Below are 13256 nucleotides of genomic sequence, written 5' to 3'. Positions count from 1 at the left end.
AATTTTAGATTTTGAATTTTAAATTAATCTGAAATCACATGAAAAAACACACATTATTTATATTATTATCGTTTGTAGCGGGATTATCTCATGCGCAGACTGCTACAGAAAACTATATCCAAAGTACCTCCTGCCTGGATGCAGACTGCATCAGAAAAACAGAGACCATACAATATTTTGATTATCTGGGAAGACCTAAGCAGATTATTGGTGTAAAAGCTTCACCCACAGGAAAAGATGTGGTAACCCCGATTGAATACGACCAACTCGGAAGACAGGTAAAAGATTATCTTCCGATTCCGCAAAGCGCAACACAAAACGGAGAGATCTATACTTCTCCGCTCTCCAATGCATCCGCAATTTACGGAAGCGAAAAGATCTATGCCGAAAAAGTGCTCGAAAACTCGCCACTCGAAAGAATACAGCAGCAGATACATACAGGAAATGACTGGGCAAACAAACCCGTAACTTTCGGATATGATGCCAATAATTCTGCAGATGCCGTAAAAAAGTTTGCTACTTTAACCACATGGGAAAACGGAGCGACTAAAACTACTCTTGCGGAATCCGGAATATTCGGTGACGGACAGCTACAGAAAAATACCGTAACCGATGAAGACGGAAATATCACCATAGAGTTTAAAAACGGATGGGGACAGACGGTTTTACTGAGAAAAATGCTCGGCGCTACCAAAGCAGATACGTACTACGTTTACAACGAATATGATAAACTGGCGTATGTGATTCCGCCTTTAGCATCCAATGCTCCTACACTCTCGCTCTCCAACTTAGATGCACTCTGCTATCAATACCGATACGACGGGAAATACAATCTTGTGGAAAAGAAAATTCCGGGTAAGGGATGGGAATATATGGTCTATGACCGACAAAATAGACCGATCATGAGCCGTGACAGCAATCTGGAAGCTAACGGAAAATGGCTTTTTACCAAATACGACAAATTCGGCAGGGTTGCCTATACCGGCATTGCCACCGGAGGAACAAGAAGCACCGAACAGACCAATGCAGATAATGAAGTAAGCAATACCGTTGCAAGAACTACTGCCGTAGGATTTACCCATGAGATAAATGTATATTATACCAATACAGGATATCCTACAGCAATCAACGATCTGCTTTCTGTCAATTATTACGACACGTATCCTGAAGGAAGCCCCGCTCTTCCTTCGCAGCTAATGGGACAGGAAGTGATGAAACAGCCGGGTGAAAACGGGGCACTGAAAAATACCAAAAGCCTTCCTCTCGCTTCTTATCTGAAAACCATAGAAATTGGTCATAGCTGGACGATAAACTACTCTTACTATGATACCAAAGGAAGAGCCATAGGATCACACAGCATCAACCATTTGGGAGGCTATACCAGAACGGAAACCCAACTGGATTTTGCAGGAGTCCCTCAGCAAACCAAGACCTACCACAAAAGGTCGGAAGAAGATACAACGGAAAGAATAATTACCCAAAGCTTTGAGTACGACGCCCAAAACAGGCTTAAGAAGCATTATCATCAGGTAGATAACCAGCCTCAGGTTCTGTTGACCGAAAATAACTTCAATGAGCTCTCTCAGCTGAGCAATAAAAAAGTGGGAAACAACCTGCAGAGTATAGACTACGCATACAACATCCGTGGTTGGATGACGAAAATTAATGATCCTGCAAACTTAGGTGGTAAGCTTTTCGGGTATAAAGTAAAATACCAAAACCCTGTAACTACCCCGCAGTCTTCTGCAAAATACAACGGCAACATTGCAGAGATAGACTGGAAAACCGCCAACGACGGCGTACTGAGAAGATACACCTACCAATATGATGCGCTGAGCAGATTACAGAATGCCGTCTATTCTGAACCCAATTCTTCTACACCATCCAATAACCTCTTCAACGAAACCATAGCGTATGACCTCAACGGGAATATTACCTCTCTCCAAAGAAACGGCAAAGGTGCATCGGGAATGGCAGAGCAGATCGACCAGCTGGCTTATGCGTACGACAACAACAATCTCAGCAACAGGCTGATTACCGTGACAGATACTTCCCAAAACTATAAAGGCTACCCCGATGTATCCGGAAATGCCATCACCTATGACGCCAACGGAAACATGAAAACCCATAAGGACAAAGGCATCCTGAATATACAGTACAATTACCTGAATCTGCCGAGCTATATGATTTTCGACAGAACCTACTTCAGCAGAAACAGATGGGTAAACGAAAATGTGTACAGCTATTACCGTGCAGACGGTGTGAAGCTGAGAAAAGAGCACAAATACAGCGAAAACAGCATGTATGTAAAGAAAACCACAGATTATCTGGACGGTTTTCAGTACGAAGCGTTAACGGATGACATGTTTTCACTGAAATTTGTTCCTACTTCGGAAGGGTATTTCAATTTTGAAAATAATAAGTATATTTACAACTATACAGACCATTTGGGAAACATCAGGCTGAGCTATTTTAACAATGGCACAGGCGCAGAAGTTCTTGAAGAAAACAACTATTATCCTTTTGGGATGAAGCATGAAGGGTATAATGCACTGGCTGGAAATCCTGCTTACGGTTACGGCTACAACAATAAAGAACTCCAAAAGGAAACAGGATGGAGTGATTATGGAGCAAGAATGTACATGCCGGAAATCGGTAGATGGGGAGTTGTTGATCCATTAGCGGAGAAAACAAGAAGATGGAGTACGTATGTTTTTTCAGCAAATAATTCTGTACGTTTCGTTGATCCGGATGGAAGGACATGGGGTGATCCAAAAGAGCAAGATAACCTTAATAAGTTTGTTGCTAATCGTATTAGTAAGCTTCAAAAAGCAATTGATAAAATTCAAGATCAAATTGATAAAGGAGGTTTAAGCGATAATCAATTGTCTAAACTTACGACAGAGCTCACTGAAAATAGAAAAATGATTGGATTTATGGAACAGTCTATTAAAGATATTGAAGCTATTGGTAAAGCACCTGAAGTATTTTATTTGGCTAGTCCTTCACAAAAAGATGGAACACACAGTGTTTTTAAAAAGATAGGGTCTAATGGTAAAGAAAAGATTAATATAGAAGGTACAACCACTGCGATGAAATTACATGAAATAAGACATGTCGGGCAAAGTTTTGAAGCTGGAGGAATGAAATTTAATGCAAAAGGTCAGTTACTAAATGTACCTAAAAAAATTAATAATAAGTTGAATTATAACGCTAATGAAGTAGAAGCTTATAGAGTAGGATATTCTTATGATAATACCAGTTTTCCAGGTACTGTTTATTCGTTAGAAGACATAAATGAAGAATCTTTAATAAACTTATCTACTAGTAGCTCATACATTTACGGAACACCAAAATAATAATTAACATGAAAAATCTACTTCAATTTTTAAGCATAATAATTTTATCTTTCTGGGCAACTTCATCCGTTGGTCAAACCAAAGATGAAGTTTCAGGTACGTATAAATTAAAGAACGGAAATAAAATCTATCAGGCATTATCAGATAAAAATTATGAAAAAATTGTGTTAAATGAAGATAATACCTATTTACTTTATCATGCACAAGCCAATTTTTCACCTGTGATCGAACAATGTGATTTAGCTTCTAAAGGTAAATGGACAAAAATCAGCAATGATGTTATTGATCTGGTAAGTGAAGATTATATTATAAAACAGGATGGTTTTAAATATGAACTGAAACAGGAGAATAAACTTTCACAGGACAGTATTTATTTTGATGTTGAATTCCCAAATGATTATCATCCAGTTACTATGACATTCAATTTTAATTATGGTGAATGGTATACTACGGATAAGCTACACATATCTTTGCCTAAAAATAAATATTTGCGATCAGATCCTTCAATTGAAAACTCTATTAATCTAACTTTGGATGCTATTGTTTCAGGAAGCAAAATATATAAAAGTAGAATAATGTTTAAAATATTTAATGAAACCTTTGATACACATAAAAACAATTATTTCACTATTAAATTGCCTTATTTTGACCAATGCTTTTTTGAGTTTGAACCATATGATCATAGTTTTATGTACATAAAAGATAAAAATACTCTGCAATGGCAAGGTGAAGAATGGATAAAAGTTAAATAATCTTTTAAATATTTCAACAATGGTACAGGCGCAGAAGTTCTTGAAGCTTACAGAGTAGGATATTCTTATGATAAGATCAGTTATCCAGGTACAGCATATTCAATAGAAGATATAAATGAAGAATCTCTTAGAAATATATCAACCAGCAACTCTTATATATATATATGGAACTTCAAAATAACAATTAAAATGAAAAATATATTGGTAATGTTCCAGAGTTAGTGATGAGCGATTTGAAAAATTTAATTCACTGATTTTCAATATTAATTTAAAAATAAATAACTAAAACAAGAGTAGGCATTCCCTACTCTTGTTTACTTTTGAAGATAAAAACATATCTAAATGACTGAAGATCATTCCTCGTGTATCAGAGTTAGTGATAGTGGAATTTGTAATAAATGCAATTCAAAAGACATCATTAAAAACGGCTCTACAAAAACTAAAAAACAGCAATATATCTGCAAGAATTGTAAGAACAGATTTATAGAGTTTTACAGTTATGGAGCTTATCAGAAAAATCTTAACTATAAAATAATTCAGCTGACAAAAGAAGGTTTAGGAATAAGAAGCACTGCAAGAATATTGAAAATTTCTGCAACAACTTTATTGAAAAGAATTCTTACCATTGCCAAAACAATCTCTCAACCAAAAATCAGTTATTATCAAGCTTACGAACTTGACGAGATGAGACTTTTCATCAGAAAGAAATCAAATCCGCAATGGCTCGTTTATGCCATTAATAAAAACACTAAAAAAGTCGTAGGATTTCATATCGGTAAAAGAACCAATGAGACTTTAAACTCAGTAATAAAAACCTTAATCAATTCAAATCCTGAAAAGATTTACACCGACAAACTCAGAAACTATCAATATTTAATTCAGAAAGAAATTCACAGCACAAAAAGATTTGGAACAAATTCTATCGAAAGAATGAATCTGAATATAAGAACACATTTGAAAAGACTAAACAGAAAAACAATCTGCTTTAGTAAAAACAGATTGCTATTAATAGCGATTTTGAAAATTTATTTCTGGATTTTGTAAACCTTAATTACTCAAGATTTCTCAATTTCACCTCTTTTTTCAGATAGGTTTTATAATCTTCGGCAAACATTCCTATGTAAGTACCTTTTTTAAGATCTCTGTTGACTCCGGTTTTGCCTAAAAGTACTGAACCGCTTTCAATATGATTTCCGGAAGCAATACCAACCTGCCCCCATAAAGTCACCTCATCACCGATGATGCAACATCCTGCAACACCAACCTGAGAAGCAATCAGGCATTTTTTTCCGATTATGGTATCGTGACCGATTTGGATTTGGTTATCTAAAACTGAACCTTCACCAATGATTGTGGAATCTGTAACACCTCTGTCAATGGTACAACCATTTCCGATTTCTACATTGTTTTCGATAATGACATTTCCTACTGAAATTAAACGGTCAAAATTTCCGTCTAATTTCCGGTAATAGAAAGCGTCGCCGCCTAAAACGGTATTGGATTGAATGACCACATTATCACCAATCACCGTTCTGTCGCCAATCACAACATTTGGGAAGATAAGCGTATTTTTTCCGATGGTAATATTATTTCCTAAAACTGCAGAAGGGTGAATTTTTGTACCCTCTCCTATTTCTACGTCGTGTAAAGTTTCTGTGAAATTATAAATTCTTGTAAAATGGGTATTGATTTTATTGAAATCTCTGAAAGGATCGTCAGAAACCAAAAGTGCTTTTCCTTCCGGACACGCTACTTCTTTATCAATTAAGATGATTGTTGCAGCGGAATTTAATGCTTTGTCGTAATATTTCGGATGGTTGACGAAAACAATTTCTCCTGCTTTTACTCTGTGAATCTCATTGGTACCAAAAACCTGAAAATCTTCTGGACCAATAAACCTTGCTCCGATAAGTTCTGCAATTGTTTTTAGTTTTTGTGGCTGATGAAACGTCATATTTTTAAATGATGTTTTTTTAGTTTAAATCAATTTTGTCAAAATTTGAAATGATGACAAGTTTTGTATTTTGGTCTCCATTGCAGCCCGACCTGAGTGGAGCTCTTTTTGCCGGAGCGAAGCGGAGGCAAAAAAGCGGGAACGGAGGGCGGAAAAAGCTGCCATAAAAAAATAAAAGCTGAAAGTTGTTATGCTTTCAGCTCCTGAATATTGTGTGAGATTACTCTTTTACTCTTTCTAAGTAAGAACCGTCTTCTGTGCTCACTTTAATTTTGTCACCAGCTTCGATAAACAAAGGAACCATTACTCTTGCTCCTGTTTCAACGATGGCGTTTTTCAAAGCATTGGTTGCTGTATTTCCTTTCACACCCGGATCTGCTTCGATAACTTCTAAGTAAACAGACTGCGGTAATTCTGCAGAAAGTGGAGTTTCGTCGGCTTCTTTCAAGATAATTGTCACTTCTTCACCTGCTTTCATCAGGTTTGAGTTTTCAATCATTTCTTTATTTAAATATAACTGAGAAAAATCTTCATTGTTCATGAAGTGGAAACCATTCTCATCATCATAAAGATACTGGAATTTTCTTGTGATTACTTTTACTTCGTCGATTTTGTGACCTGCAGAAAAAGTATTATCTAAAACTTTTCCGTTGGTTACTGATTTCATTTTAGTTCTTACGAAAGCAGGGCCTTTACCTGGTTTTACGTGAAGAAACTCAATAATTTTGAAAATATCATTGCTGAATTCGATGCAAAGACCTTTTCTGATATCGTTACTTGTTGCCATATTTTTGGTTTAAAATTTCGAGTTTAAGGGGTTTAAACTCGATTATATAGTTATTTTTTAATTTAAATTATTCTTTACCCGTTCCGTATCCTTTTACGATACCTCTTGGCGAATTTTGAATAAACTGAAGAATTTCATCTCTTTCAGCAGTCGGAAGCATTTCTTTTTCAATGTGTGAAACGGCCTGAGAAACATTCATTTTCATCTGAAAAATTGCTCTGTAAATTTTCTGAATTTCGAAGATTTTTTCGTTGGTAAAACCTCTTCTTCTTAACCCAACAGAATTAATTCCTGCATAAGACATTGGTTCACGAGCAACTTTCACATAAGGCGGAATATCTTTTCTCACCAAAGTTCCACCGGAAATCATTACGTGTTTCCCGATTTTCCCGAATTGATGAACGGCCGATAAACCTCCCATTACCGTATAATCACCTATTTCTACGTGACCGGCAATTCCGCAACCGTTTACAATGATAACGTGATCACCAATTAAACAGTCGTGTGCAATATGGGAAGTTGCCATAATCAGACAATTGGCTCCGATTTTTGTATAACCTAAAGCTTTTGTACCTCTGTTTACCGTTACACATTCTCGGATTGTAGTATCGTCACCGATTATGGTTTGTGTATCTTCGCCATCGAATTTTAGATCTTGAGGAATTGCAGAAATTACAGTTCCCGGGAAAATTCTACAGTTTTTACCGATTCTTGCACCATCCATGATGGTAACGTTCGAACCAATCCATGTTCCCTCTCCTATTTCCACATCGCCCGCAATGGTAGTAAACGGTTCTACTACAACATTTTTGCTGATTTTTGCACGCTTGTCAACGGCCGCTAACTGATGAATCATTTAATCAATTTTATTTTTTGCAACTTGAGCCATCAGTTCAGCTTCTACAGCGATTGTATCTCCTACATATCCGTAACCCTGCATGTGAACAATACCTCTTCTAATAGGTGTGATCAATTCAATTTTAAAAACCAGCGTATCTCCCGGAATTACTTTTCTTTTGAATTTCACCTTATCAATTTTGATGAAATAAGTAGAATAATTTTCAGGATCCGGAACGCTTGCCAAAACTAAAATCCCACCGGTTTGTGCTAAAGCTTCAACCTGTAAAACTCCCGGCATAACCGGTTCTTTAGGAAAATGTCCTACGAAAAACGGTTCGTTAAACGTAACATTTTTTAAGCCTACAACGTGAGTATCTGAAAGCTCAAGAACTTTGTCAATCAACAAAAACGGATAACGGTGAGGCATTAATCTCATAATTCCGTTAATGTCAAAAACCGGTTCTTTATTTAAATCAAAATCAGGAACGTTTTTCTTTTTCTGTAATTTCCATTGACGGTTCAGTTTTTTAGCGAACTGAGTATTTACAAAATGTCCTGGTTTATTAGCAATAATTTTACCTTTAATTTTTACTCCGCATAAAGCCAAATCACCAATCACATCAAGCAATTTGTGTCTTGCAGCTTCGTTTGGATAGTTTAAAGTTAAATTATCTAAAATTCCGTTGGGTCTGATTGAAACGTGATCTTTACCAAAAGCAGTTTTTAGTTTTTCTGTTGTTTCAGGAGTTAAATCTTTATCAACATATACAATTGCATTAGAAATATCTCCACCTTTAATCAAACCGTGATCGAGAAGCATCTCTAATTCGTGCAAAAAGCTGAATGTTCTTGCAGAAGAAATTTCTTCTTTAAATTCTGAAATATTTTTTAGAGTAGCATTTTGAGTTCCTAAAACTTTAGTCCCAAAATCTACCATTGTAGTTACTTCATAAGTATCTGAAGGAATAATTGTAATTTCTGATCCCGTTGCAGGATCGCTGTAGCTTAAAACTTCTTTTATAACAAGATATTCTCTTGCAACAGCCTGATCTACAAGACCAACACTTTCGATAGCTTCAACGAAAAACTTCGAAGAACCATCTAAAATCGGAGGTTCCGAAGCATCCATTTCCAAAATAGCATTATCGACATCGCAACCTACCAAAGCAGCTAAAAGATGCTCGCAAGTATTGATCTTTACGCCTAATTTCTCCAAAGTAGTTCCTCTTTCAGTGGCAACTACATAGTTTACGTCTGCTTCTACATGAGGACGGCCCTCAAGATCTGTTCTTACGAAAACAAAACCTGTATTTTCTTTCGCAGGTTTAATGGTTAATTTTACTTCTTTACCAGTATGAAGACCTATCCCGGAAAGAGTAACCTCTTCCTGAAGGGTTTTTTGCATATCACTCATTAGTATGATCTTTTGAGTTATTCTCAAGTTTATTTATTTTTTTCGCAAGCTCAGGAAGATTCCTGAAATGCACGTAGCTTCTAAGATAGTCGTTGTAACTAATTGCAGGAGAACCGTATACCGTTTCTTTATCATCAACGCTGGAATTTACACCACTTTGTGCCTGAATTTTAACCTGATTTCCGATTTTGATATGACCTACTATTCCCACCTGACCTCCAATCTGATTCCAGTCACCAACAATTGTAGAACCTGCAATCCCTGTTTGAGAGGCGATCACATTATTCTGCCCAATTTTTACGTTGTGTGCAATTTGAATTAAATTATCAATTTTAGTTCCTTTACCGATTGTGGTAGAACCGATTGTAGCCCTGTCAATGCTGCAATTTGATCCGATTTCCACATTATCTTCAATGATAACATTTCCTAATTGAGGAATTTTCTGAAAGCCTTCCGGAGTGGGCTGAAAACCAAAACCGTCGCCTCCAATTACGGTATTCGAATGAATAACACAATTATCACCAATAATGCAGTAATCATAAATTCTTGCACCACTGTCAATTTTACAGTTCTTACCTATTTTTACCCCTTTACCTATGTAAACCTGCGGATAAATCTGTGTACCTTCACCAATTTTAGCCTTTTCGGAAACATAAGTAAATGCTCCGATATATACTTTTTCTCCAATCACAGCAGTTTCGTGGATTGAAGAACCATCTTCAACACCTTCTTTTCTGCCCTGCATTTCCTGATACAGATTCATTAAAACCTGAAATGAAAGATAAGCATCTTTTACGGCAATAAGTGTGGGATTGTATTGGTTTTTATCGATAAGTGTCTCGGTAACAATAAGTACCGAACATTTTGAAGTATCTAAATGATGCGCAAAGCGGTCTTGAGCAATAAATGACAAATGCCCGGATTCTCCGCTTTCAATCGGTGAAACTCCGGTAATAAGTGCGTCTGCGTCACCTATAATTTTTCCATCAATAAAACTTGCAATTTGCGAAGCTGTAAATTCCATATTCTGCAAAGATAAGAAATTCTCTTATTCGCAAACATTTTTTAGTTTATGGAATATCGATTTTAATATTATTTAAGAAAAATTCACCATCATAGTCTCGGAAATGCAAGAATGTATCTTTGCGTTTTATGAACTATTAAACCTGATAAAAGCTGATCTTCGGACTCATCTAATTTTAAAACTCTCCCACTCTTCTGAAGAAGATAAATAGGCTGTTTTTCTGTATCATAAGGAAGTAGACTTCTCTTAATCTGATGCACCAATTCATTACCGTTATCAATTCCAAAAAAATCGTTCGTATTCTTTATTTTTTCTTCAATAAATTTTTCATCAAAAGGGTGTGAAGAAATAATCGTCTTTGGAAGATCACGCTGAATCACACATTTGCACCAATAAGAAAGGATAAAATCATCTGATTTCTGCCAAATTTTCATAGCCTGAATCACATCATTATCATCCAATTGTGTAAAACGCTCTACATCTTCATCAGTTGCTGCACTTTTTCCTCTGCTTAAAAAATATTTTAAGTTTTCGGTTGCCGGTAAATCAACTCCTTCGGAAACCAGATATTTTGCTCTTTCCAGGATTTTCACCAAAATAAATTCTGCCAAAGCTGAAGTTTTATGGTAATAAACCTGCCAATACATAAACATTCTCGCCGTAAGGAAATTTTCAATAGAATAAACCCCTTTTGCATCAATCACCAATTCTTCTTTACAGACGTTCATCATCGAAATAATCCTTTGTGTATTGATATTTCCTTCCGAAACCCCTGTAAAAAAACTGTCTCTGTTTAAATAATCCAATCGGTCAACATCCAATTGCGAACTGATCAGCTGATTAAAAAACTTTCTGTGATATTTCCCCTGAAACATTTCAATTGCAATTGACAACTGACCTTCAAATTCATCATTTAATCGATTCATTAATAATAAAGAAAGATTTTCGTGATGCCAATCATCCATCAACATACTTTCTAAAGCATGAGAAAACGGACCGTGACCAATATCGTGCATCAAAATTGCCAACATCGCGCCTTTTTCTTCTTCAACAGAAATAATAATTCCTTTTTGTTTTAAAGTTTCCAAAGCAGTAAACATCAAATGCATCGCGCCAATGGCATGGTGAAATCTTGTGTGCGTTGCTCCGGGGAAAATCAAATTTAAAAGTCCGGTCTGCGAAATTCTTCTTAATCTTTGGAAATACGGATGTTCGATGACATCAAATAAAATTTCGTGAGGAATTTTTATGAAACCGTGAACCGGATCGTTGATGATTTTAAGCTTATTCTGCATGGAAATGTTCTGAGACTATTGCAAAATTAAGTTTTTAAAGTCAATTCAAAGAAAACTGACAATTATTATTTAAAATATAAACATTAAAATTTGTTTACAAATCGCCTTATTTATCTTATCTTCATGCAATAATTCAGGATTGAATTTCTAACTGATATCTTTAACGAAGATTTAACTTTTATATCTTTTAATTTGGCAGTTTTTACCAAATTTTGGTTACAGTTTTGATGGTTTAATCCACATAAAAAATAAACTTGTATGTCAGACAAAATATTATGGATTGATGATGAAATAGATTTACTAAAACCTCACATTGTTTTTCTTGAAAAGAAAGGTTACCACGTAACTCCGGTGAATAATGTAAATGAAGCTTTGGAATTGATAGATTCGGAAAAATTTGATTTAACATTAATCGACGAAAATATGCCGGGAATTTCCGGTCTGGAAGCTATTCCGATGATTAAAGAGAAAGATAATTCTTTGAAAATCGTAATGGTAACGAAAAGTGAAGAAGAACACATTATGGAAGAAGCCATCGGTTCGCAGATTGCCGATTATATTTTAAAACCGGTAAACCCAAACCAGATTTTACTTTCATTAAAGAAAAATCTTCAGGAAGATAATTTGGTTGAGCAAAAAACGATTCTTCAGTATCAACAGGAATTCAGAAGCCTTTCAATGGAACTTTCTTATTTGAGAACGTACCAGGATTGGGCAGAGTACTACAAAAAAATCGTGAATTGGGAACTTAAATTTGATAAAGTAACTGATAACGAGTTTGCAGATCTTCTTCAATCACAAAAAGAGGAAGCAAACATTCAGTTTGCAAAATTTATTGAAAATAATTACGAAGACTGGCTAAATGGTTCTGATAAACCAATGATGAGCCATACTTTATTTAAGGATAAAGTGAAACCTGAAGTTGAAAAAGATAAAGTACTTCTTTTGATGATCGACAACTTACGTTATGACCAATGGAAAGTGATCGAACCTCTTTTCAAGAAATATTACAACAAGGTTTCTGAAGATTATTATTACAGTATTCTTCCAACTGCGACTCAATATGCAAGAAACTCTTTCTTTGCCGGACTTTTACCTTCAGAAATCGAAAAACGTTTTCCTGAAAAATGGTTTAATGATAATGAAGATGGAAACAAAAATGAATTTGAGCGAGATTTTCTGGAAGATCAGATGAAAAGAGTTGGTCTAAGTTCAAAATCCATGAAATACCTTAAGGTTTTAAATGCTGATTTTGAAAGAAAAATTTACGACGATTTTAATCAGCATAAAAACAATGATCTTTTGGTGATCGTTTATAACTTTATTGATATTCTTTCCCACGCAAAAACAGATAATCATATTGTTGATCAATTAATCAGAGATGATAAAACGTTCAGATCTTTGACTTCCAACTGGTTTGAAAACTCTTCATTAGTCAAAATTATTAAACTTGCTGCTGAAAGCGGATTCAAACTGGTGATTACCACTGATCACGGAACGGTTTATGTAAAAAAACCAAGCCGTGTTGTCGGAGACAGAGAAACCTCAACCAACATCCGATACAAAACCGGAAAAAGTTTGACGTATGATGACAAAGATGTTTGGGCAGTGAGCAATCCTGAGAAATTATTTTTACCTAAAGGAAATTTAAGTTCGAAATATATTTTCGCAAAAAACAATACGTTTCTAGCTTATCCTAAAAATTACAATCACTTTGTAAATTATTATAAGGAAACGTATCAGCACGGTGGAATTTCTTTGGAAGAATGTATAATTCCGATTAGTATTCTTGAGCCGAAATAGTCAGCTCTTAGCAACTTGCTTTTGGCAG

Annotated in this window: 10 protein-coding genes; 4 read left to right on the top strand and 6 right to left on the bottom strand. The window is 35.4% G+C overall.

The features are described from left to right. Window positions 1–38 precede the first annotated feature (38 nt). The 3 genes from ACOOWA_RS11845 to ACOOWA_RS11835 all read left to right on the top strand — a co-directional run bounded on the left by ACOOWA_RS11845 (window position 39) and on the right by ACOOWA_RS11835 (window position 5155). A complete protein-coding gene (locus ACOOWA_RS11845) occupies window positions 39–3359 on the top strand; it encodes a DUF6443 domain-containing protein (protein ID WP_421375457.1) in 3321 nt (1106 codons plus the stop codon). Between the two features lie 8 nt (window positions 3360–3367). After that, complete coding sequence (locus tag ACOOWA_RS11840) at window positions 3368–4111, top strand: hypothetical protein (RefSeq protein WP_421375456.1); 744 nt, start codon at window positions 3368–3370, stop codon at window positions 4109–4111. A gap of 342 nt (window positions 4112–4453) precedes the next feature. Continuing rightward, entirely contained in the window at window positions 4454–5155 is a 702-nt protein-coding gene (locus ACOOWA_RS11835; protein WP_421375454.1) for an IS1 family transposase, read from the top strand. A gap of 7 nt (window positions 5156–5162) precedes the next feature. Here ACOOWA_RS11835 and ACOOWA_RS11830 read toward each other — a convergent pair whose 3' ends face one another. The 6 genes from ACOOWA_RS11830 to ACOOWA_RS11805 all read right to left on the bottom strand — a co-directional run bounded on the left by ACOOWA_RS11830 (window position 5163) and on the right by ACOOWA_RS11805 (window position 11425). After that, a complete protein-coding gene (locus ACOOWA_RS11830; RefSeq protein ID WP_421375453.1) occupies window positions 5163–6065 on the bottom strand; it encodes an LpxD N-terminal domain-containing protein in 903 nt (300 codons plus the stop codon). A gap of 220 nt (window positions 6066–6285) precedes the next feature. After that, window positions 6286–6852: an elongation factor P gene (gene efp / locus ACOOWA_RS11825; RefSeq protein ID WP_267280124.1), complete on the bottom strand. Its 567-nt coding sequence runs from the start codon at window positions 6850–6852 to the stop codon at window positions 6286–6288. Between the two features lie 67 nt (window positions 6853–6919). After that, on the bottom strand, window positions 6920–7708 hold the full coding sequence (gene lpxA, locus ACOOWA_RS11820; protein ID WP_421375451.1) for an acyl-ACP--UDP-N-acetylglucosamine O-acyltransferase: 789 nt from the start codon (window positions 7706–7708) through the stop codon (window positions 6920–6922). Continuing rightward, a complete protein-coding gene (locus ACOOWA_RS11815; protein WP_421375450.1) occupies window positions 7709–9106 on the bottom strand; it encodes a bifunctional UDP-3-O-[3-hydroxymyristoyl] N-acetylglucosamine deacetylase/3-hydroxyacyl-ACP dehydratase in 1398 nt (465 codons plus the stop codon). It abuts the gene before it with no gap. After that, on the bottom strand, window positions 9099–10130 hold the full coding sequence (lpxD, locus tag ACOOWA_RS11810) for a UDP-3-O-(3-hydroxymyristoyl)glucosamine N-acyltransferase (protein ID WP_421375448.1): 1032 nt from the start codon (window positions 10128–10130) through the stop codon (window positions 9099–9101). The genes ACOOWA_RS11815 and lpxD overlap by 8 nt, the downstream gene beginning before the upstream one ends. An 89-nt stretch (window positions 10131–10219) precedes the next feature. Continuing rightward, window positions 10220–11425, bottom strand: coding sequence for an HD domain-containing protein (locus tag ACOOWA_RS11805; protein WP_421375447.1), 1206 nt, complete (start codon window positions 11423–11425; stop codon window positions 10220–10222). Between the two features lie 258 nt (window positions 11426–11683). Between ACOOWA_RS11805 and ACOOWA_RS11800 the strand changes: the two genes are divergently transcribed. Next, window positions 11684–13228 (top strand): response regulator, encoded by a 1545-nt coding sequence (locus ACOOWA_RS11800; protein ID WP_421375446.1) that lies wholly within the window; start codon window positions 11684–11686, stop codon window positions 13226–13228. Window positions 13229–13256: the final 28 nt, after the last annotated feature.

Origin of the sequence: Chryseobacterium sp. GP-SGM7, assembly GCF_049166575.1 — a bacterium.
Taxonomy (GTDB): domain Bacteria; phylum Bacteroidota; class Bacteroidia; order Flavobacteriales; family Weeksellaceae; genus Chryseobacterium.
The sequence above is the reverse complement of the archived record's forward strand: the minus strand, read 5'-3'. Positions and strand labels throughout refer to the sequence as shown.

Coding starts and splice junctions, on each gene's coding strand:
- ACOOWA_RS11845 (WP_421375457.1), top strand. CDS start 39: ATGAAAAAACACACATTATTTATATTATTATCGTTTGTAGCGGGATTA.
- ACOOWA_RS11840 (WP_421375456.1), top strand. CDS start 3,368: ATGAAAAATCTACTTCAATTTTTAAGCATAATAATTTTATCTTTCTGG.
- ACOOWA_RS11835 (WP_421375454.1), top strand. CDS start 4,454: ATGACTGAAGATCATTCCTCGTGTATCAGAGTTAGTGATAGTGGAATT.
- ACOOWA_RS11830 (WP_421375453.1), bottom strand. CDS start 6,065: ATGACGTTTCATCAGCCACAAAAACTAAAAACAATTGCAGAACTTATC.
- efp (WP_267280124.1), bottom strand. CDS start 6,852: ATGGCAACAAGTAACGATATCAGAAAAGGTCTTTGCATCGAATTCAGC.
- lpxA (WP_421375451.1), bottom strand. CDS start 7,708: ATGATTCATCAGTTAGCGGCCGTTGACAAGCGTGCAAAAATCAGCAAA.
- ACOOWA_RS11815 (WP_421375450.1), bottom strand. CDS start 9,106: ATGAGTGATATGCAAAAAACCCTTCAGGAAGAGGTTACTCTTTCCGGG.
- lpxD (WP_421375448.1), bottom strand. CDS start 10,130: ATGGAATTTACAGCTTCGCAAATTGCAAGTTTTATTGATGGAAAAATT.
- ACOOWA_RS11805 (WP_421375447.1), bottom strand. CDS start 11,425: ATGCAGAATAAGCTTAAAATCATCAACGATCCGGTTCACGGTTTCATA.
- ACOOWA_RS11800 (WP_421375446.1), top strand. CDS start 11,684: ATGTCAGACAAAATATTATGGATTGATGATGAAATAGATTTACTAAAA.